General features: G+C 72.1%; 24 protein-coding genes. 21 read left to right on the top strand and 3 right to left on the bottom strand.

What is annotated here, in order from left to right; all coding sequences use genetic code 11:
* Positions 1-8 precede the first annotated feature (8 nt).
* Both ABD151_RS11720 and ABD151_RS11715 read left to right on the top strand, forming a co-directional pair.
* Complete coding sequence (locus tag ABD151_RS11720) at positions 9-623, top strand: ClpP family protease (RefSeq protein WP_343994507.1); 615 nt, start codon at positions 9-11, stop codon at positions 621-623.
* Positions 620-1,222, top strand: coding sequence for a ClpP family protease (locus ABD151_RS11715; RefSeq protein WP_343994505.1), 603 nt, complete (start codon positions 620-622; stop codon positions 1,220-1,222). The genes ABD151_RS11720 and ABD151_RS11715 overlap by 4 nt, the downstream gene beginning before the upstream one ends.
* A 22-nt stretch (positions 1,223-1,244) precedes the next feature.
* Here ABD151_RS11715 and ABD151_RS11710 read toward each other — a convergent pair whose 3' ends face one another.
* On the bottom strand, positions 1,245-1,565 hold the full coding sequence (locus tag ABD151_RS11710) for a helix-turn-helix domain-containing protein (protein WP_343994503.1): 321 nt from the start codon (positions 1,563-1,565) through the stop codon (positions 1,245-1,247).
* 92 nt (positions 1,566-1,657) lie between these two features.
* Here ABD151_RS11710 and ABD151_RS11705 point away from each other — a divergent pair, with 92 nt between their 5' ends.
* From ABD151_RS11705 to ABD151_RS11635, 15 genes are all read left to right on the top strand, one after another.
* On the top strand, positions 1,658-2,233 hold the full coding sequence (locus ABD151_RS11705; protein ID WP_343994501.1) for a dihydrofolate reductase family protein: 576 nt from the start codon (positions 1,658-1,660) through the stop codon (positions 2,231-2,233).
* A gap of 1 nt (position 2,234) precedes the next feature.
* A complete protein-coding gene (locus ABD151_RS11700) occupies positions 2,235-2,915 on the top strand; it encodes an MOSC domain-containing protein (protein WP_343994500.1) in 681 nt (226 codons plus the stop codon).
* Positions 2,916-2,994: 79 nt separating this feature from the next.
* Positions 2,995-3,306 (top strand): metal-sensitive transcriptional regulator, encoded by a 312-nt coding sequence (locus ABD151_RS11695; RefSeq protein ID WP_343994498.1) that lies wholly within the window; start codon positions 2,995-2,997, stop codon positions 3,304-3,306.
* A 22-nt stretch (positions 3,307-3,328) separates the two neighbouring features.
* Positions 3,329-3,532 carry a heavy-metal-associated domain-containing protein gene (locus ABD151_RS11690; protein WP_343994496.1) on the top strand — a complete coding sequence of 68 codons (204 nt, stop codon included), beginning with the start codon at positions 3,329-3,331 and terminating at the stop codon, positions 3,530-3,532.
* Positions 3,529-4,521, top strand: coding sequence for a hypothetical protein (locus tag ABD151_RS11685; RefSeq protein ID WP_343994494.1), 993 nt, complete (start codon positions 3,529-3,531; stop codon positions 4,519-4,521). The genes ABD151_RS11690 and ABD151_RS11685 overlap by 4 nt, the downstream gene beginning before the upstream one ends.
* Entirely contained in the window at positions 4,505-6,790 is a 2,286-nt protein-coding gene (locus tag ABD151_RS11680; RefSeq protein ID WP_343994492.1) for a heavy metal translocating P-type ATPase, read from the top strand. The genes ABD151_RS11685 and ABD151_RS11680 overlap by 17 nt, the downstream gene beginning before the upstream one ends.
* Positions 6,791-6,968: 178 nt before the next feature.
* Positions 6,969-7,304 (top strand): type II toxin-antitoxin system Phd/YefM family antitoxin, encoded by a 336-nt coding sequence (locus ABD151_RS11675; protein ID WP_343994490.1) that lies wholly within the window; start codon positions 6,969-6,971, stop codon positions 7,302-7,304.
* Between the two features lie 33 nt (positions 7,305-7,337).
* Positions 7,338-7,916 carry a type II toxin-antitoxin system RelE family toxin gene (locus ABD151_RS11670; RefSeq protein ID WP_343994488.1) on the top strand — a complete coding sequence of 193 codons (579 nt, stop codon included), beginning with the start codon at positions 7,338-7,340 and terminating at the stop codon, positions 7,914-7,916.
* A gap of 88 nt (positions 7,917-8,004) precedes the next feature.
* On the top strand, positions 8,005-8,670 hold the full coding sequence (locus ABD151_RS11665) for an SIMPL domain-containing protein (protein WP_343994486.1): 666 nt from the start codon (positions 8,005-8,007) through the stop codon (positions 8,668-8,670).
* 9 nt (positions 8,671-8,679) lie between these two features.
* Entirely contained in the window at positions 8,680-9,846 is a 1,167-nt protein-coding gene (locus ABD151_RS11660; RefSeq protein ID WP_343994484.1) for a benzoate/H(+) symporter BenE family transporter, read from the top strand.
* 25 nt (positions 9,847-9,871) lie between these two features.
* Complete coding sequence (locus ABD151_RS11655; protein WP_343994482.1) at positions 9,872-10,177, top strand: DUF1905 domain-containing protein; 306 nt, start codon at positions 9,872-9,874, stop codon at positions 10,175-10,177.
* Entirely contained in the window at positions 10,174-10,782 is a 609-nt protein-coding gene (locus tag ABD151_RS11650) for a DUF305 domain-containing protein (protein WP_343994480.1), read from the top strand. Before ABD151_RS11655 ends, ABD151_RS11650 begins: the two co-directional genes overlap by 4 nt.
* Before the next feature lie 29 nt (positions 10,783-10,811).
* Positions 10,812-11,150: a YnfA family protein gene (locus tag ABD151_RS11645; RefSeq protein ID WP_343994478.1), complete on the top strand. Its 339-nt coding sequence runs from the start codon at positions 10,812-10,814 to the stop codon at positions 11,148-11,150.
* Between the two features lie 4 nt (positions 11,151-11,154).
* A complete protein-coding gene (locus ABD151_RS11640) occupies positions 11,155-12,795 on the top strand; it encodes a phospholipase D family protein (protein ID WP_343994477.1) in 1,641 nt (546 codons plus the stop codon).
* 50 nt (positions 12,796-12,845) lie between these two features.
* On the top strand, positions 12,846-14,291 hold the full coding sequence (locus ABD151_RS11635) for a hypothetical protein (RefSeq protein ID WP_343994475.1): 1,446 nt from the start codon (positions 12,846-12,848) through the stop codon (positions 14,289-14,291).
* Positions 14,292-14,303: 12 nt separating this feature from the next.
* On the opposite strand, the gene ABD151_RS11630 is transcribed toward ABD151_RS11635, so the two are convergent.
* Both ABD151_RS11630 and ABD151_RS11625 read right to left on the bottom strand, forming a co-directional pair.
* Positions 14,304-15,140 (bottom strand): SDR family oxidoreductase, encoded by an 837-nt coding sequence (locus tag ABD151_RS11630; RefSeq protein ID WP_343994473.1) that lies wholly within the window; start codon positions 15,138-15,140, stop codon positions 14,304-14,306.
* 8 nt (positions 15,141-15,148) lie between these two features.
* Positions 15,149-16,630, bottom strand: coding sequence for a flavin-containing monooxygenase (locus ABD151_RS11625; RefSeq protein ID WP_343994471.1), 1,482 nt, complete (start codon positions 16,628-16,630; stop codon positions 15,149-15,151).
* Between the two features lie 106 nt (positions 16,631-16,736).
* Here ABD151_RS11625 and ABD151_RS11620 point away from each other — a divergent pair, with 106 nt between their 5' ends.
* The 4 genes from ABD151_RS11620 (at position 16,737) to ABD151_RS11605 (ending at position 20,454) form a co-directional block, all read left to right on the top strand.
* Positions 16,737-17,369, top strand: a complete 633-nt coding sequence (locus ABD151_RS11620) for a TetR/AcrR family transcriptional regulator (protein WP_343994469.1) — start codon at positions 16,737-16,739, stop codon at positions 17,367-17,369.
* A 66-nt stretch (positions 17,370-17,435) separates the two neighbouring features.
* Entirely contained in the window at positions 17,436-18,002 is a 567-nt protein-coding gene (locus ABD151_RS11615) for a cell division protein FtsQ (protein ID WP_343994467.1), read from the top strand.
* Positions 18,003-18,112: 110 nt separating this feature from the next.
* A complete protein-coding gene (locus tag ABD151_RS11610; protein WP_343994465.1) occupies positions 18,113-18,850 on the top strand; it encodes a YcnI family copper-binding membrane protein in 738 nt (245 codons plus the stop codon).
* Positions 18,847-20,454: a copper resistance CopC/CopD family protein gene (locus ABD151_RS11605; protein WP_343994463.1), complete on the top strand. Its 1,608-nt coding sequence runs from the start codon at positions 18,847-18,849 to the stop codon at positions 20,452-20,454. Before ABD151_RS11610 ends, ABD151_RS11605 begins: the two co-directional genes overlap by 4 nt.
* Positions 20,455-20,457: the final 3 nt, after the last annotated feature.

Here is a 20,457-nt window from a genome sequence, read left to right as displayed (position 1 = left end):
CTGGCGTCATGACCACAGAGCAGACCACCCACATCGTGGATCAGGCGCTGGCCCAGCACCTGTTCACCCGCCGCACCCTGGTGCTCGGCGACGCGCTCGAGCAGGGCAACGGCAACCGGCTCTGCGCGGGGCTGCTGGTGCTCGCCACCCAGGACCCGGACGCCGACATCACCCTGCTGATCAACTCGCCCGGCGGCTCGGTGCCCGGGATGCTGGCGATCCGCGACTGCATGCGGCTGATCCCCAACGACGTACGCACCGTCAACCTCGGGATGGCCTACAGCGCCGGGCAGTTCCTGCTCTCGGCCGGTACCCCGGGCAAGCGATACACGATGCCGCACGGGAAGGTGCTGCTGCACCAGGGCTCCGCCGGGTTCGGCGGCACCGCGATGGACATCGCGATCCAGGCCGACGACCTGCGCCAGACCCGCGACGTCGTGCTGGGACTCATCGCGGCCGACACCGGACGCTCGGTGGAGCAGATCGAGGCGGACTCGCGGCGGGACCGCTGGTTCTCGGCGACCGAGGCGATCGAGTACGGCTTCGTGGACGCGGTGCTGACCTCGCTCGATGAGCTGTGGCTGCCCGAGCGCGGCACGATCGGCTGGGACGTGGCCCGATGAGCAGCTATGCGATTCCCTACGTGACCACGCGGACCGGGAGCGGCGAGCGCACCGTGGACATCTACAGCCGACTGCTGGCGGACCGGATCGTCTACCTGGGCACGGCGATCGACGACGGCGTCGCGAACGCGGTGATCGCCCAGCTGCTGCACCTGGAGAACGAGAACCCCGACGCGCCGGTCGCCCTCTACGTGAACTCGCCGGGCGGCTCGATCCCCGCGACGCTGGCGATCTACGACGCGATGCAGTTCATCCGTCCCGAGGTGGAGACCACTTGTGTCGGGCAGGCGGCGGCCACCGCGGCGGTGCTGGTGGCCGGCGGGGTCAGCGGACGGCGCAGCATCCTGCCGCACGCCCGCGTGGTGATCCATGCTCCGGCGGCGGAGGGGCGTGGTGCGGTGCCGGACCTGATCGTCGAGGCCGATGAGGTGGAGAGGGTGCGCACGATGCAGGAGGAGCTGTTGGCGCAGCACACCGGCCGCAGCGCCACCCAGGTGCGCGAAGACACCCAGCGCGACCTGATCCTGAGCCCGCAGGCGTCGGTGGAGTACGGCGTCGTCGACGTGGTGCTGGGCAGCAGGCCGCTGCCAGGACGCTGAACAGGCCGCTGAACAGGGAGCCTCAGGCCGCGAGGCAGAGCGGGCCCGAGCTGCGGGTCTGCAGGTGGTGGCTGGCCCGGCGGGTCAGCTCCAGCACGCTGAGGTCGAGGGCACCGGCCACGGCGGAGAGCACCTCGGAGGACGGGTCCTTGCGGCCACGCTCGATCTCGGAGAGGTACTGCGGGGCGATCCCCGCCCGCTCGGCGACGTCCGCGATCCGCTCGCCGCGTCGTCCCCGCTCCTCGCGCACCTGGGAGCCCACGGCCTCCCGCCACAGCGGCTCGGCCGCAGCCGGGGATCGACGCGGCCGGGCAGTCGGGAACGGCACCACGTTGTCGACCATGCACCGAGCGTATCCCTCACCTCAATGTGACCTCAGCGCGCAGAATCCGGCGTCAACCCAGCGCTGAGGTCACATTGAGCGATGATGTCACCATGCGTCCGATCATCGTCACCGCCTTCATCTCCCTCGACGGCGTCGTCGAGGCACCCGGCGGCGAGCCGGGGCACCGCAGCAGCGGCTGGACCTTCCAGGACATCGACTTCCTGCCTGAGGCCTATGAGCTCAAGGGCACCGAGCAGGAGGAGACGACGGCGCTGCTGCTCGGGCGGGTCAGCTACGAGTCCTTCTCCCCGGTCTGGCCGAGCATGGAGGAGTTCGCCACCTACAACGCGATGCCCAAGTACGTGGTGTCAACCAGCCTTGACGCCGACGAGGTGGCTGCGGGTCCGTGGCAGCCGGTGGAGGTGCTGCGCTCCCTCGACGAGGTCGCCGCACTGCGCGAGGGGGAGGGCGGCCCGATCGCGGTGCACGGCAGCGCCACCCTGGCGCGCTCGCTGGAAGAGGCCGGGCTGGTCGATCGCTACCACCTGCTGGTCTTCCCGGTCCTGCTCGGCGCCGGCAAGCGTCTGTTCAGCGACGCCGACCTCGCCAAGGTCAAGCTCAAGCTGATCGACTCCGCCGCCTACGCCAACGGCATCCAGAAGCAGGTCTTCGAGGTCGTCCGCTGAGATGACGGTGAGCCTGGCCGCGATCCGTCGCTATCCGGTGAAGTCGATGGGTGGCGAGGAGTTGGCGCGCGTCGTCCTCGACTCCCGCGGCCTGGTCGGCGACCGGTGGTTCGCGGTCGTCGACGCCGAGGGCCGGCTCTCCTCAGGCAAGAACAGCCGGCGCTTCCGGCGCCGTGACGCCGTCTTCGACTACGCCGCGCAGACCGAGGGCGAGCAGGTGCTGGTCACCCGCGGCGACGCACGCTGGCGGGTCGGCGCCGATGAGCTGGACGTCGAGCTGTCGGCGGCCATGGGGGCCGCGGTCCGGGTGCTGCCCGAGAACGAGGTGCCACACTTCGACGACGGTCCGATCTCCCTGATCGGCACCGCCACCCTCGCCTGGTGCGCGGAGCGTGGCATCGACGCCGACCCGCGCCGGCTGCGGGTGAACCTGCTGCTGGAGACCGCCGAGCCGTTCGTCGAGGAGGGCTGGCTCGGCACCGAGGTCACCCTGGGCGGGGCGGCGCTGCGCATCGTCGACCGGGTGCCGCGCTGCCGGATGATCGACATCGACCAGGACGGCGCCGCCGCGCGTGGGGAGTGGCTGAAGCTGCTCGGAGCCGAGCGGGAGGCCTGTGCGGCTGTCTATGCCGCCGTGGTCCGGCCGGGCGAGGTCACCGTCGGGGATCGGCTGACCCGCTAGCCGCACCTCGACCGCGCCCGCGAGGGCGATCTTCGGCGACCCCTTGATCTAGATACCCTAGGGGGGTACCGTATCTGTCATGCCGCACGAACACACCGCCGACGAGCACAGCTACATCGCCCACGACACCAAGGGCGACTACCTCAAGCGCCTCAAGCGGATCGAGGGCCAGGCGCGAGGTCTGCAACGGATGGTCGAAGAGGGCCAGTACTGCATCGACATCCTCACCCAGGTCTCCGCCGTGAAGAAGGCGCTGGACGCCGTCGCGCTGGGGCTCCTGGAGGAGCACATGGCGCACTGCGTGGTCAACGCGGTGAAGGCGGGCGGCGACGAGGCAGAGGCCAAGTTGAAGGAAGCCAACGACGCGATCGCGCGTCTCGTGCGCTCCTGACCACATCGAGAGGACAGAAGAAATGACCCAGAGCACCTACACCGTGACCGGAATGACCTGCGGACACTGCGTCTCCTCGGTGACCGAGGAGGTCCAGGAGATCCGGGGCGTCTCGGAAGTCGCCGTCGACCTGCCGACCGGGGTCGTCACCATCACCAGTGCCGAGGCCCTGGACGACGACGCTGTGCGCGCCGCCGTCGAGGAAGCCGGCTACCAGCTGGCATGAACACCGGACTGAAGGTCGGCCTCTTCGCCTCGGCGATCGCCTTCGTCTTCGGCTCCGCGGTGATCGTGGGGTGGGCGGCAGGCCCGATCGACGACGAGCCCGAGAGCCATGATGCGAGCCACAGCGGCGGCGCGAGCGAGGCGGAGTCCGGGGCGCACCAGCACGGTGCGACGCCCGCGGCGAACGCCGCATCCGCGCCGGCCGGGCTCAGCATCTCCGACCAGGGCTACACCCTGGCCCTGGACGCGGCGCACGCCGAGCCGGGCACGTCCCGCGAGATCGCCTTCCGGATCACCGGTCCCCAGGGCGACCCGGTCACCGAGTTCGAGGTGGCGCACGAGAAGGAGCTTCATCTGATCGTGGTCCGCCGCGATCTGACCGGCTTCCAGCACGTGCACCCGACCCGCGACGACGACGGCACCTGGCGCGTCGACGTCGACCTGACGCCGGGCACCTGGCGGGTCTTCGCGGACTTCCAGGCCACCGGCGGTCCCGCGCTCACGCTGGGCGCCGACCTGCATGTGCCCGGCCAGACCGAGCACGTGGTCACCGAGCCGAACCGGGTGGCACAGGTGGGCGACTACGAGGTCACCCTGAACGGTGACCTGGCAGCCGGCCAGGGAGCGATGCTCACCCTGAGCGTGGCCAAGGACGGCGAGCCGGTCACCGACCTGGAGCCGTACCTGGGCGCTTACGGGCACCTGGTGGCCCTGCGGGCCGGCGACCTCGCCTACCTGCACGCCCACCCCGAGGGCGACCCGAGCGATCCGGCCACTCCGAGTGGTCCCGAGGTCGGGTTCCACGTCACCGCGCCGAGTGCCGGGCGCTACCACCTGTACCTCGACTTCCAGCACGACGGCGTGGTCCGCACCGCCGCCTTCGTGCTCGACGTCGGCACGGGTGCGGCGTCGGGGTCCGGCGACCACAGCGAGCACGGGATGACGCCGTCGAGCACCGAGGAGGAGAGCGGCGATGAGCACCAGCACTGACGCACCCGTCACCGAGCGCGAGGTCGAGCTCGCGATCACCGGGATGACCTGCGCCAGCTGCGCGAACCGGATCGAGCGCAAGCTGAACAAGCTCGACGGCGTCACCGCCACGGTCAACTACGCCACCGAGAAGGCGAAGGTCCACTACGCCGACGCGGTCGGCACCGACGTCCTGCTGCAGGCCGTCGCGGATGCCGGCTACAGCGCGAAGCTGCCCGAGCCGAAGCGCTCGGCCGAGGCCGAGCCGGCCGAGGAGGCCGACCCGACCCGGCCGCTGCGCGACCGGTTGCTCATCTCCACCCTGCTCACCGTGCCGGTGATCGCGATGGCGATGGTGCCGGCCTGGCAGTTCGAGTACTGGCAGTGGCTCTCGCTCACGCTGGCCGCGCCGGTCGTGGTCTGGGGCGCCTGGCCGTTCCACAAGGCGGCCTGGGTGAACCTGCGCCACGGCGCAGCCACGATGGACACGCTGATCTCGCTCGGCACGCTGGCCGCCTTCGGCTGGTCGCTCTATGCGCTCTTCTGGGGCACCGCCGGCACCCCCGGCATGACCCACCCGTTCGAGCTCACCATCGAGCGCTCCGACGGCTCCGGCAACATCTACCTGGAGGCGGCGGCGGGTGTCACCACCTTCATCCTGGCCGGCCGCTACGCCGAGCAGCGCTCCAAGCGTCGCGCCGGGGCCGCGCTGCGAGCGCTGCTCGAGTTCGGCGCCAAGGAGGCCAACCTGCTCGCCGACGACGGCAGCGAGCGCCGGGTGCCGATCGAGCAGTTGAGCGTCGGCGACCGTTTCGTGGTCCGGCCCGGCGAGAAGATCGCCACCGACGGCGTGGTCGAGGTCGGCAGCTCCGCCGTCGACGCCTCGATGCTGACCGGTGAGTCCGTGCCGGTCGAGGTCGGCCCGGGGGACGCGGTGACCGGTGCGACCGTCAACACCGGCGGTCGCCTGGTGGTCCGCGCATCCCGGGTCGGCAGCGACACGCAGCTGGCGCAGATGGCCCGTCTGGTCGAGGACGCCCAGAACGGGAAGGCCCAGGCGCAGCGCCTGGCCGACCGGATCTCGGGGATCTTCGTGCCGATCGTGCTGCTCCTGGCAGCCGGCACCCTCGGCTTCTGGATCGGTGCCGGCAGCGGCGTGACCGCCGCCTTCACCGCTGCGGTGGCGGTGCTGATCATCGCCTGCCCGTGCGCCCTGGGCCTGGCCACGCCGACCGCGCTGATGGTCGGCACGGGTCGCGGTGCGCAGCTCGGCATCCTGATCAAGGGCCCCGAGGTGCTGGAGTCCACCCGCAGCGTCGACACCATCGTGCTCGACAAGACCGGCACCGTGACCACCGGCCAGATGGCGCTGCGTGCGGTGCACGTCGCGGCCGGTGAGAGCGAGGAGCAGGTGCTCCGGTTGGCCGGCGCACTGGAGGCGGCCTCCGAGCACCCGATCGCCGCGGCGATCGCGACCGCTGCGCGCGAGCGCACCGGTCCGCTGCCCGAGGTCGCGGAGTTCAGCAACGTCGAGGGGCTGGGCGTGCAGGGCGTGATCCTCGACGGCGAGCCCGGCAGCGAGCAGCGGAGCCACGCCGTCCTGGTCGGTCGGCCGCGGCTGCTCGAGGAGTGGTCGCAGCACCTGGACGCGGAGCTGAGCGCTGCGCTGGCAGCCGCCCAGGAGCAGGGCGGCACAGCGGTCGCGGTCGGCTGGGACGGGGCGGCCCGGGGCGTGGTGGTGGTCGCCGACGCGATCAAGCCCACCTCCGCCGAGGCGATCGCCCAGTTCCGCGAGCTCGGGCTGCGGCCGGTGCTGCTCACCGGCGACAACGCCGCGGTGGCCCGCACGGTGGCGGCCGAGGTCGGCATCGACGCCGATGACGTCGTCGCCGAGGTGCTGCCGAGCGAGAAGGTCGACGTGGTCAAGCGGCTGCAGGGGGAGGGGCGCGTCGTCGCGATGGTCGGCGACGGCGTCAACGACGCCCCGGCACTGGCCCAGGCCGACCTGGGCCTGGCGATGGGCACCGGCACCGACATCGCGATCGAGGCCAGTGACCTGACCCTGGTCCGCGGTGACCTGCGCTCGGCGGCGGACGCGATCCGGCTGTCGCGGCGCACGCTGGCCACCATCAAGGGCAACCTGTTCTGGGCGTTCGCCTACAACGTGGCTGCGCTTCCGTTGGCGGCGGCCGGTCTGCTGAACCCGATGCTGGCCGGTGCGGCGATGGCGTTCTCGTCGGTCTTCGTGGTCACCAACAGCCTGCGGCTGCGGCGCTTCCGGGGTGCCTGAGCCGGGCTGGTCGTGAGGGAGGCCCCCAACGTCGTCTTGCGTCGTGGGGGGCCTCTTCATTGGGCAGCACCGATCTGGTCGTCGGCGCAGCCCCACCGGGCGCGCCGCACAGCCGGAGCCTGCCGCGGACCAATGCCACCCACCTTGCGATCTGGATGGTTTTCTGTACAGTTTTTGTATGGCCATGCCTGCTGACGCGCACCCGGAGCGGACCCTCTCGGTCACTGCGGCGACGGGCCGCGGGGTCGCCGGCCTGGTCAAGGACGCAGAGCGGGGCGAGGACATCATCGTCGAGCGTCATGGCCGCCCGGTTGCGGCAGTCGTCTCGGTCGAGCACTTCGAGGAGATCCGCCGGCTCCGGATCGACCTGATGCATGCCTCGTTGGTGTTGGCGCGCGAGCTCACCGACACCGGTCGGCGCACCGAGCTGGACGACGCGATCACGGCGCTCGGCTTCGACCGCGCCGAGCTCGAGGCGGAGCTCGAGGCGGACCTCGCCGCCAGCCGGGAGTGACCCGTCGATGAGTGCCCTCCGGGTCGCCGGCCGATGAGTGAGCAGCGGCATCCTGCCGTTCCCGGTGGCGTGGTCCGGCTGACCGAGGACGCCGTGGCGGACCTGTTCGAGCTCTTCAAGATCGACCCGCAGATCGTGCGCTGGGCGTTGAAGAAGATGCTCCTCCTGGAGCGGGACCCCCATGCCGGCGAGCCCTTGCTGGGCGGGCTCATCGGGTATCGGAAGATCACTGTCGGGGCTCGGGACTGGCGGGTGGTCTGGCGGGTCGTCCAGGACGCAGCGGGGCGGCATCGGATCGAGGTCGCCGAGGTCTGGGCGGTCGGCTACCGCAAGGACGGCGAGGTCTACGCCGAGATCGAGCGTCGCATCCAGCAGGTGGGGGAGTCCCCGGCGACGCAGGCGCTGGTCGAGGTGCTGGGCCTCTTCGCCAAGCAGGCTCGCGGCCTCTCCGCGACGCCGGAGCCCATCGAGCCCGAGCCTGTGCCGCGTTGGCTGAGCGAGGCGCTGCGCTACGTCGTCCGGCTTCCGGTGGCCGAGGTCGACGGGCTGACCCTCGCCGAGGCCGAGAAGCGGTGGGCGGATCACATCGCCGCACCGGAGGGCCCGCGCTAGCGCCCGCGGTCAGCCGAGATGCGCCGCGTCCGGATCGCGCGATCCGGGCGCCCACGACTTCTGGGCGAGGCCCCGGTAGCGTGCGGGCATGGCAGTCGAGTTCACGGTCCAGGGGCGGTTCAGCGCCTTCCGCACGCCCGAGCGCGGCACGGTGAGGGCCACCGTGGGGTTGCAGGGTCCGTCGCTGGGGCCCGTCTACGAGCAGGTGGTCCGCTCCCTGGAGAAGGTCTCGCAGAGCATCGCCCCGCTGCACCAGCCCGACGCCGGGCCGGTGACCTGGTGGTCGACGCAGCAGGTGCGCACCTGGGCGAACCGGCCCTGGAACAACCAGGGCAAGCAGCTCCCCCTCGTGCACCACGCCCGGGTCGGCATCTCGGTGAAGTTCTCCGACTTCGCCGAGCTGTCGCGGTGGGTGGGCCAGCACGTCGAGCACACCCGCGGCTTCACCCTCGACGGCGTCGACTGGGCGCTGACCGCCAAGCGCCAGGCCGAGCTGCAGCGCGAGGTGCGCGCAGCCGCCGTCCAGGACGCCGTCTCGCGTGCCCAGACCTACGCCGACGCGCTGGGTCTTGGCCCGGTGACGCCGGTCGCGATCGCCGACGCCGGCATGCTCAGCTCCGGGATCGGCCCGACCGCGATGCCCGCCGCCGCCTTCATGCGTGGTGCGGCCGCCGGCTCGGCCGACAACGAGCTCGGGCTGCTGCCCGAGGACATCGAGGTGAAGGCCGAGGTCGACGCCCGGTTCGTCTCCTAGGCGGCCGCGATGCACGACGCCGCGACGCCTTCGCGCAGCCAGCCGATCACCGCCGGGGTGCTGACCGCGCTGGTCGGCTTCACCAGCTCGTTCGCGGTGGTGCTCGCCGGTCTCACCGCGGTCGGCGCGAGCCCCGCCCAGGCCGCCTCCGGGCTGCTGGTGCTCTGTGTGGCGCAGGCGCTCGGCATGCTCTGGATGAGCCGCCGTCATCGGATCCCGCTGAGCCTGGCCTGGTCGACGCCGGGCGCCGCGCTGCTGGCCGGCACCGGGGTCCCGGACGGCGGGTGGCCGGCAGCGGTCGGCGCCTTCGTGGTGGTCGGCCTGTTGATCCTGCTCACCGCGCTCTGGCCGCACCTCGGCGACCTGATCGCGATGATCCCGGCCCCGATCGCCCAGGCGATGCTGGCCGGCGTCCTGCTCTCGCTCTGCCTGGCGCCGGTGCGCGCGGTCGTCGACGACCCCTGGGTGATCGCGCCGGTGATCCTCACCTGGCTGGCGTTGGTGCGCTTCGCGCCGCGACTCGCGGTGCCCGCGGCGTTCGTGGTGGCGCTGGTGGTGATCGTGATCTGGACCGCCGGCCACGGCGGCCCGACCGGCGACTGGCTGCCACGCATCGAGGGCACCGTGCCCGCCTTCGAGGTGGGCGCGCTGATCGGCATCGCGCTGCCGCTCTACGTGGTGACGATGGCCTCGCAGAACGTGCCCGGCGTCGCGGTGATGGCCAGCTACGGCTACCAGGTGCCGTGGCGCGAGACGATGACGGTGACCGGGCTCGGCACCGTGGCCGGGGCCTTCGCCGGCGGTCACGCGGTCAACCTGGCTGCGATCACCGCCGCGATCAGCGCCGGGCCGGACGCCGGACCGGACCCGAAGCGCCGCTGGATCGCCGCCGAGACCGCGGCCTGGTCCTACCTGGTGCTGGCGGTCGCCTCGGTGGCGCTGACCACGCTCGCGGTCTCCGGTCCCCCCGGCGTGGTGGAGACCGTCGCCGGCCTGGCCCTGCTCGGCACCCTCGGCGCCAGCCTGTCCGCTGCGGTCTCGGCGACCGAGGGCCGCGAGGCCGCGGTGGTCACGTTCGTGGTGGCAGCCAGCGGCGTCAGCGTCGCCGGGATCGGCGCGGCCTTCTGGGCGTTGGTCGCGGGCCTGGTCACCGCCGCGGTGCTCCGTCGCCGCTAGCGACACGGGCCACTAGGTTGGCGAGGTGGAGTTCGAGTTCTCGGGCGAGATCATCAGCTGGCGCGGCCCCGCGCCCTACCTCTTCGTCCCGCTGCCCGCCGACGTCGCCGCCGACCTGCGTGAGGTCGCCTCGGCGCTCACCTACGGCTGGGGCGTGATCCCGGTGGCGGCTCGGATCGGCGGCACCGACTGGACCACCTCGCTCTTCCCCAAGGACGGCGGCTATCTGCTCGGGGTGAAGGTCGCCGTGCAGCGTGCCGAGGGCGTCGGCGAGGGCGACCGGGTCCAGGTCAGGCTCGTCGCCGGCGACCTGGGAGCATCGCCCGCATGAGCCTCGCCAGCACCGTTGCCCGGACGGGCGTCCTGATCACCGTCGCCCTCACGCTGCTCGCCGGCTGCGGCGACGACGAGGCCAGCGGGCCCCAGCGCAGCGCCGAGCAGGCACACAGCGGCTTCGCCACCGACCTGTTGCAGCACGATGCCCAGGTGCTGGCGCTGCTCGACCTCGCCCGGCAGAGCGAGCTCCCGCCGTCCGCGAGCTCGGTGATCGGCGAGGTGCAGATGCAGCGCGCAGCCGAGGTCGAGACGCTGACCCAGTGGCTCACCGAGGCCTCGCTGCCGATCCCGGCCACGGTGCGCGACCACGTCAACGCCGGCCACGGCGACCACGGACCCCAGGCAGCCGACGCCGAGACCGGCGCCGAGCTGCCGGGGATGCCGGACGCCGACGAGCTGGCGGAGCTCGACGCCGCGACCGGGGAGGAGTTCCTCCGGCTCCTGGCAGACCTGCTCGGCGAGCTCAACGACGGCGCCACCGAGGTCGCCGACGACTACCGCGACGAGCTGAAGGACGACACCCTGGTCGAGCTCGCGGACGCCGTCGCCGAGCAGCGCGCCGCCGACGACGACCTGCTCGACCAGATCACCGGCGACTGAGCGATTCACGCTGTGGAACGATTCCGTCCATGACCCTCGCCAAGTCGCTGCTGCTGTTCGGGCTCGCCGCACTTGCCGAGATCGGCGGCGCCTGGCTGGTCTGGCAGGGCGTGCGCGAGCACCGGGGCTGGCTGTGGATCGGCGGCGGGGTAATCGCGCTCGGCCTCTACGGCTTCGTCGCCACCCTCCAGCCCGACGCCAACTTCGGCCGGATCCTGGCGGCCTACGGCGGCATCTTCGTGGCCGGCTCGCTGGCCTGGGGGATGGCGGTCGACGGCTTCCGCCCGGACCGCTACGACGTCGTCGGGGCGCTGGTCTGCCTGGTCGGCGTCGCGATCATCATGTACAGCCCGCGGGCCGCTGGGTGAGCCGATGAGTGCGGATCTGGAGCAGTGGTACCTGGCGGTCGAGGAGCGCGGCAATCCGGGGACCCGCCTCGACGGCGCACACCCCGAGCGTGCCTACAGCCTGGGCAACCTCGCCCGGCCGTTGGTGCACGGCTCCACCTACTTCGCCGAGCTGCTCAGGGTGATCCAGGCGACCGGTCCCGGTGATCTGGTCTGGTTCACCGACTGGCAGAGCAACCCCGACCAGCAGCTCGACGACGACCCCAGCATCCGGCTGGTCGACGTGCTGGGCAGTGCCGCTGAGCGCGGGGTCGACGTCCGGGCGCTGGTGTGGCGCTCGCAGAGCCGGGCGCTCGGCTTCTCGCACGAGGACCACCGCTCGCTCGGTGAGCTCCTGCAGGAGCGCGGTGCCGACGTCCGCCTCGACATGCGGGTGCGCCGCAACGGCGCCCACCACCAGAAGTTCGTGGTGGTCCGTCACGCCGCCGACGCGACGCGCGACGTCGCCTACCTGGGTGGGATCGACCTGTGCCACGGCAGGCGCGACGACTCGAGCCACCGCGGTGATCCGCAGGCCGACGAGATCTCGGCCGAGTACGGCGCCCGGCCGCCGTGGCACGACGTCCAGGTGGCGTTGCAGGGGCCGGTGGTCGCCGACGTCGAGACCGTCTTCCGGGAGCGTTGGGACGACTCGACCCCGACGTCGCGCAACCCGCTGCGGCGCTGGCGCGACGCGGTCGACGGTCTGGGGGAGGAGCAGAGTCCGCTTCCGGCCCAGGCGCCACCGCCCGAGCCAGCCGGCGACCACGCGGTCCAGCTGCTGCGCACCTATCCGGACCTCGGCGCCGGCTGGGCCTACGACTTCGCGCCCGAGGGCGAGCGGTCCGTGGCGCGGGGCTACTCCAAGGCGGTGCGCCAGGCCCGCCGGCTGATCTACATCGAGGACCAGTTCCTCTGGGGCCGGGAGATGAGCGAGGTCCTGGTCGCGGCGTTGGAGCAGAACCCCGAGCTGCGCCTGATCGCGGTGCTGCCGCAGTTCCCCGACGTCGACGGGTGGTTCCAGCGCGATCCGCAGCTGCTCGGTCGGATCCGCGGCGTGCTGCGGGTGCTGCTCACGGCACCCGAGCGGGTCGCCTTCTACGGCCTGGAGAACCACGCGGGCACGCCGGTCTACGTGCATGCCAAGGTATGCGTGCTCGATGACCTCTGGACCTCGATCGGCTCCGACAACTTCTGCCGGCGCTCCTGGACCAGTGACTCGGAGCTCTCCGCCGCAGTCATCGACCTGGGCGCCGACCCCTCGGGCGCCGAGCCGCAGGCCGACTACGGACGACGGCTGCGGCTGACCCTCGCCGCGGAGCACCTCGACCGCCTCGACGTCGACCAGCTGACCGGGATCGCCGCGATGCGCGACGCGGACCTGGTCGAGACGATGGCCGACTGCGTCGATCCGGTCGCGATGTTCGACCGCTTCGCAGCCTGTGCCGACGCGTTGCAGGCCTGGCACGACGGCGGCAAGGCCGCCGAGCGGCCGCCCGGCCGCCTGCGGCGCCTCCCCGAGCCGCGGCTCTCCCTGCCGCGCCAGCTCTTCGCCGCACCCTGGTACCGCTACCTGCACGATCCCGACGGCCGCCCGAGCCGGCTGCGCCGGCGCAAGGAGTTCTGACTTCCCCCGATCCCGGGTGTGAGGCGCGCCCCGCGGGGCATCATGACGCCATGAGGACGCGACAGCGGCTCGGGGCCGTCGTAGCACTGTTCGGGCTGGCCGTGCTGGGGGCATGCAGCGACGACGGCTCTGCCGATCCGGAGCGCGGCAGCAGTGTCGGGCCTGACCAGGCGGCGACGAGCAGCGAACAGACCAGCGGCGCCACGCCCGGCGAGCCGGAGACCAGCGGCTTCCCCAACCTGCTGGAGCCCTCCGAGGAGATCCGGATCGGCCGCCACCGGTACGTCAGCGCCTGCCAGCTGTTGCCGCTGGACGCCGTCCGCGCGGTGCTCGGCGAGGTGCGGACCGCCGACGACGGGATCTACGAGACCAGCTGGGACCGCTCCCCGCAGCGCGCCCGCAACGGGCTGGCGTGGACCGAGGACGACGCCGAGTGCACCTGGCGCAACGGGCTGCGCGACACCCGCTCGGTCACCATCCGGCTCAAGCAGGCCGCTGGGGCCGACGCCACCGAGCAGCGGGCGATCTACGACCGGCTGCCCTACGACGTCGTCGATGCCTGGCGGCGCTGGAAGAAGGTGCCCTCCACGGCGCCCGCAGCCGCGCTCGCCTTCCAGGAGCAGCTCCGCACGGGGGTGTCGACCTATCGCGAGCTGGCCAAGGAGTTCGGCCTGTCGGGGCCCGATCCGGACGGCATCGTGGTGCCCACCGAGACCGGGCTCGGCGGCACCTTCGTCTTCGCCGGCAACGAGGGCAACGTGACCTGGCAGCTGGAGGCGGACGGCTGGCCGGGCCAGGGCGAGCGCGCCTCGGATCCGACCTTCCTCGCTGCGGGCGGTGCGCTGGTCGCTGCGCTGCGTGAGCGGCTGCAGGACCCGGACCTCGACCAGTCCCCGGCCCCGACGATCCTCGGCGAGCGCGACCTGCTCGGCAACACACCCTTGCTGGAGCCGTGCGCCCTCTTCGACCGCACCGCCTTCCGCCGCGGCACCGGGCTGTCCCAGAACGGCAGGACCGAGCGCAGCATCGCGCCGTCGCGTCCGGATCTGCCCGACGAGCTGGGGCGGCGTGACCCGGCGGCCGGTTGTGACCGGCTCTACGAGGCGGATCGTGGCCCCAAGCGCGGAGGCAACGCGTTGCACCGCTCGCTGGGCAGCTCGGGCAGCCTGCGCCTCGACGTCCGCCTGGTCTACCTGCCGACCGAGGAGCAGGCCAAGCAGTTCTACCGCGGCGTCGACCCCGGCCCGAAGCTGCGCACCGACGCCGACGCCGCGCACCTGTGGACCTCGAGCGGCACGATCGTGGCGCGAGTCGGCAACTACGGCGTCTTCTTCGGGACGCAGGCCCTGGTCAGCTGCGACTCGCCACGGCTGGCCGGCAAGCCGTGCGACCAGGTCGAGGACCTGCCGGTGGACCGCGCGATCGCGGTGCGCGCCTTCAACGCCACCGTGAAGAACCTGCGCGCGCAGGCCGCCGAGCGGGCGCCGTCCTTCTGAGGCGGGTGCTCGTCAGTCGTGTGCCTGGGCGTCGAGCCGGGCGGTGTACGCCGCCCGGTCGGCATGGTCGGTGCGCAGCGCCCGGTCGTCCTTGGTGAGCCGGCGGAGCCGGTCCTCGGCAGCGTTGGGCAGCACCGCCATGAAGGTCGACATCGCCCCGACGTAGCGGGGGACGGCGATCTCCGCCTTGCGGGAGACGACCGAGGAGACGACGGCGTCGGCGATCTCGGCGGGCTTCACCTTCGGCAGCGGCTTCATGTCCAGGCCGGAGGCGAGTGCGGTGTCGACCGCCGAAGGCAGGATCGCGGTCAGGCTGACCCCGGAATCCGCGTACTCGCGACGGGTGGCGGCGGTCAGGCCGACCACCGCGAACTTGCTGGCGGTGTACATCGCCAGGCCGGGAAGTGGGAACTTGCCGACCAGGGACGCCACGTTCACGATGTGCCCGCGCCCGCGTGCCAGCATCCCGGGCAGCACCGTCTGCATGCCGTTGACGACGCCGCCCACGTTGACCTCCATGATCAGGTCGTTGGTGGCGTCGTCCAGGTCGAGGAAGCCGCCGTTGGGCATCACCCCGGCGTTGTTGACCAGCACGTCGAGGGGGCCGTGGGCGGCCTCGGCCTCGGCGATGAACGCTGCGAACCCCTCGCGGTCGCGGACGTCGAGGCGGTGCGCGGTGCCGCCGATCGCGGTCGCCGTCCGGGTGGCCAGCTCGAGGTCGAGGTCGCCGATCGCGACCTTGGCGCCGTGCGCTGCCAGCGCCTCGGCAGTGGCTCGGCCGATGCCCTGGGCGGCGCCGGTGATCGCGACGCTCGCACCAGTCAGCGAGAAGGTGGGGTAGCGGGACATGACTCTCCTCAGGCGTAGGCGTAGGCGTCGAGGGGGAAGCTGCCGGCCGCGCGCAGTGCGCTCACCGTCGAGGTGGGTCGCAGCAGCGTGGCCTCGTCGTGCTGGTTGAAGTAGTAGCTGTTGGCGGTGGCGCAGTGGCCGAGGGCGAAGACGGAGTCGCCGACCAGGTCGCGCATCCGGGCCAGGAACGCGTCGTTGGCCTGCTCGGTGACCTCGAAGGTGTCGGCTCCCCGCTCGCGCAGCGCGGTGAAGAGCCGCTCCATGTGCCGCATCTGGCACTCGATGGTGGTGAAGTAGGAGAGCCCGCTGTAGGAGTAGGGGCTGTTCAGCGAGATGAAGTTCGGGAAGCCCGGCACGCTGACGCCCTCGTAGGCCTGGAACCGGGTGGCGCGCCACCACTCGCCGAGGTTGCGGCCGTCCTTGCCGATCACCTCGATCGCCGGGAAGTTCACGTCCCACAGGTTGAACCCGGTGGCCAGCACCAGCACGTCCACGTCGGTGCGGCGGCCGTCGGAGGTGACGAGTCCGGTGGCGTCGAGGTGGCTGATCGAGGTCGTCTCCAGGTGGACGTGCTCGCGGTTGAAGGTGGGGAAGTAGTCGTTGGAGAAGGTCGGCCGCTTGCAGCCGAACGAGTAGTCGGGGGTGAGCTTGCGGCGCAGCGCCGGGTCTGGGACCTGGCGGTTCAGGTGCGCGCGGCACCAGCGCTCGGCGAGCTGGTTGATCACCTTGGCCCGGCGGTAGTGCAGGACGCCGCTGACCATCATCGCCTCCAGCACCGAGGTGCCGACCAGGCGCGCGGCGCGCTGGGAGAGCGGGACGGAGGCGAAGAGCTGCTGCACCACCTCGGGGACGCCGAAGTCGACCTTCGGGCTGACCCAGATCGGGGTGCGCTGATAGACGGTCAGCTCGCTGACCTGTTGGGCGAGCTCGGGGATCAGCTGGACGGCGGTGGCCCCGGTGCCGATGATCGCCGCCCGCTTGCCGGCGAAGTCGTAGGAGTCGTCCCAGTCGGTGGTGTGCACGACGTGACCGGCGAAGGAGTCGATCCCGGTGATGTCGGGCATCCGCGGCTGGGAGAGGAAGCCGGTCGCGGTCAGCAGGTAGCGGGCCTCGACGCTGCCGCCCCCGGCGAGGCGGACCAGCCAGGTGCTGGCCTCAGGCTGCCAAGTGGCGCCGTCCACGACGGCGTCGAAGCGCATGTGCCGTGCGAGGTCGTACTTCTCGGCTACGTGCCGGGCGTAGCGCTTGAGCTCGGCGCCGGGAGCGAAGAGCCGCGACCAGTACGGGTTGGGCTCGAAGGAGTAGGAGTAGGTCGCCGACGGGATGTCGACGGCGAGCCCCGGATAGCGGTTCACATGCCAGGTGCCACCGAGGTCGGACTCGCGGTCGAGGATCACCAGATCGTCCAGGCCGAGACGCTTGAGCGCGATCGCGGCGCCCATCCCGCCGAACCCCGCGCCGACGATCACGGCGTCGTGGACTGTGCTCATCGATGCTCCTCGCTGCGGCGTCGTCCGGGACGACGCATAACGGAACCGCATGTCATTGCCGGAACGGTATGTCACTTTTGGAGGGAGTGGCAATAGAATCGGCGCCGTGAGTGTGGAACCCGCCCTGAGTCGCAACGAGCGCAAGAAGGCCGAGCTGCGGCGCGAGATCATCGACGCCGCCTTCGAGGCGTTCGCCGAGCGCGGCTACCACGCCACCGGCATCGCCGACATCGCCGCGCGTCTGGGCATCGGCCACGGCACCTTCTACCGGTACTTCGAGAACAAGCGCGACATCGTCGACCACGTGGTCAGCGCGACCATCGAGCGGATCGTCGGTGCGCTGACCGCCGAGAACGCACCGGGCGCAGTGGACACCCTGGAGGGCTACCGGGCGCAGAGCGTGCGGATCGCCGACGCCTTGGCGGAGATCATCACCAGCGACCCGCGGGTGCCACGGATGCTGGTGATCGAGGCGCCCGGGGTGGACCCGGAGATGGCGAACCGGGTGCTGGACTTCTTCGACCTGGCGGCCGACCTCAACGCCGCCTACCTCTCGCACGGCGTCGAGCGCGGCTACCTGCGTCCCGGCCTCGACGTCGTCAACACCGCGCGCGCCATCAACGGGATGATCCTGGCCGCGGCGATCGATGGGATCCGGCGCCCCGGCGTCGACCACCAGCGTGAGCTGAGCGCCGCCATCATCGGCGTCATGTTCGACGGCATCTCCCGCTCGATGTGACCTGAGCGCTGTGTATTGCCGTAAGACCGAGCTCTCCGGTCACATCGAGCGGGCTAGGCTGACCGCGTGAACCGCACGCATCCGGCCCCCGGCTCCGGGGCACGCGTGTTGGTCCAGGCGCCCGGAGGCATCCGGCTGCGGGCCGCCCTGTCGAGCGTCGAGATCATGGTCGCGGTCGCCGCCGCCCACGTGTGGGCCGGCGGCGAGCTGCCGGCCCTGCCCTGGCTGCTGGCGACCGCTGGCCTGGTCTACGCGACCGGATGTGCTCTGCTGCGCGGCCGGTTCGCGCTGCTCCCGGCGGCCGTCGGCGTCGGCGTCGCCCAGTTCGGGTTGCACCACCTGCTGACCGCGATGAGTCCCGACGCCGCGCACGCACACGGCTCGATGCTCGGCTCGATGAGCGGGCAGATGATGCTCGCCCACGCTCTCGGTGCTCTGGCCACCCTGGTGGTCTGGGCGCTGCGCCGCCGGGCCTTCGACGCCCTGGTGCTCTGGGCCGAGCTGCTCACCAGTCCGCTCCCGACGGCATCGCGCCCGGTGCCGACGACCGGCCGGCGCGTCCCGCCGATCGCGCTGCGAGCCCTGCGCTGTCTGCCGCGGCGCGGCCCCCCGCTCTCTCTCCTGGCTGCCTGACCTCGTTCGAGGCCGGGCGCATCCTGCCTGCCGGCGTCCGATGCCCGGCGGGCTCCGCACGCACCCTCACCGAGGGGCGTCCGCACTGCTACCTGCCAAGGAGAACCCGCATGTCCTACCGCACTGCTGCCCGCCTGCTCGCCGTCCCGGCCGCTCTCGGCGTGCTCACCCTCGCCACCGCCGGCCCTGCTGCCGCGCACGTCACGGTCACCGCCACGAGCACCGCAGCTGGCGCCTACACGGTGCTGACCTTCAGCGCCGGTCACGGCTGCGACGGATCGCCGACCACCCGGATGGAGATCTCGCTGCCCGAGCAGATCCTCAGCGTCACGCCTACCCGGACTCCGTTCTGGAAGCTCGACGTGCAGACCGAGAAGCTCGACGAGCCGGTGACCGACGCTCACGGAGCCCAGATCACCGAGCGTGACGCGGTGGTGGTCTTCACCGCCACCGAGCCGCTGCCCGACGGCGTCCGCGACACCTTCGAGCTCTCCGTCCAGCTGCCCGACGCCGAGGGCGAGACGCTCGCGTTCCCGACCATCCAGACCTGCGCCAAGGGCGAGACCGCCTGGACCGAGGTCGCCGCCGACGGCAACGACGAGGAGTTGGAGTCCCCGGCTCCGCTGCTGACCGTCACCGCTGCCGAGGGTGACGGCCACGGCCATGGCGACACCGACGCCGACGCCGACGCCGACGCCGACACCGAGGAGTCCGGCGACGCGCAGGAGTCGAAGGCCGAGAAGGCCGACGACGACAGCAACTGGATGGGCGCTGTCGGTCTCGGTGCCGGCGTGGTCGGTGCCTTGGCGGGCGGCGTCGCACTTGCGCGCACCCGCCGCTCCTCGTGATTCGACTGCTCGGAGCCAGCCTGGTCGGCCTCCTGCTGAGCATCCTGGTGGTGCTCGGCGGGGCCGGCCCGGCGGCGGCCCACGCCACCCTGGTCGAAGCCGACCCGGTGGACGGTGCGGTGCTGGCCGAGGCACCCGACGAGGCCACACTGCGGTTCACCGAGAACGTGGCGCTGAGCTCCGGCGGGGTCCGGCTCTATGACGCCGACGGAACCGAGCGCTCGGTGCAGGCGGAGGCGATCGACGAGGTCGTCACCGTCGCCCTGCCCGACGACCTCGGCCGCGGCAGCCATGTGCTCACCTGGCGGGTGACCTCGGCCGACGGGCATCCGGTCGCCGGGTCGATCACCTTCGCCATCGGTGAGGCCAGTGCGACCGTGGTGCGTCCCGACGTCGGCGACGACGCCGGAGCGCTGCGGCACGTGGTCGCGGTGACCACCGCGGCCGCCTACCTGGCGCTGTTCGCGGCGCTCGGGGCGATGGCGTTCTGGCGGTTCCTGCTGCCCGGCGACCAGCGCCGCGCACCGGCCGGACAGCGGGTCCTCCGGCTGGTCCGGATCGCTGGGGTGGTGGGCGCCGTCGCCTGGCTGCTGGTGCTCTGGGTGCGGACCGCCGCGCTGAGCGGCACCGGACTGAGCGCCCTGGTCTCGCCTGGGGAGTGGAGCCTGAGCTCGGCAGAGGTCAGCGCCAGCGTGCTGACTGCGGCGGCGCTGCTGGCGCTGCGCTGGGTCACCGAGACCTGGCCGGTCGGCATCGCGCTCGGTCTCGGCGCGCTCGGTCCCTCCCTGGCCGGTCACACCCGGGCCTTCGACCCGCAGCTGCCGGTGATCGCCACTGACATCGTGCACGTGGCGGCGGGCAGCGCCTGGTTCGGCGGCGCCTTCGCGCTGGCGCTGGTGCTTCCGCAGCTGGCCGGACGCCGTGCCGCGGCCGACCTGGTCGCCCGCTTCTCCACGCTGGCGGCCGGGGTCCTGGTGGCACTGCTGGCGACCGGGGGGCTGCTGGCCTGGCGGATCGTCGGCAGCTGGAGCGACCTGGTGGAGACCACCTACGGCCGGGTGCTGCTGGCGAAGGTGACGGTGGTCGCGGTCGTGGTGGCGATCGCCGCCTGGAACCGGTTCGTGCTGTTGCCGCGTTCGCGAGCCGCTGTCGGGCATGACGCCGAACGGTCGGCGATGTGGGGGATCGGGCGCGCCGTGCGTGCCGAGGCGCTGCTGTTGGTCGGCGTCCTGGCGCTGAGCGCGGTGCTGGTCGACCGGGCGCCGCGCTCGGTGGAGACGGTGACGGCTCCGGCGGCGCCGCTGACCCGCACGGTGCCGCTCGGCGACGCCGAGGCGCACCTGACCCTGGAGCCGGGCCGGGTCGGCGTCAACACGCTCTCGGTGCACGTGGAGTACCCCGAGGGCGCCCCGCTGACCAAGCCGACACTGCGGATCTCGGGCCCCGACGCCGACCTGGGCGAGCAGCGCCTGGAGATCGTCGGCCACGGTGCCTGGACCAGCCGGATCGTGCTGCCGACGGCCGGGACCTGGGAGTTCTGGCTGGGGCTGCGGGTGGACAAGTTCGACAACCCGGTCGAGGTCGCCACCTTCGAGATCCCCTAGCTC

This window comes from Nocardioides dubius (genome assembly GCF_039528155.1).
Lineage (GTDB): Bacteria > Actinomycetota > Actinomycetes > Propionibacteriales > Nocardioidaceae > Nocardioides > Nocardioides dubius.
Note: the sequence above shows the minus strand (reverse complement) of the source record. Positions and strands in the feature narration are given on the sequence as shown.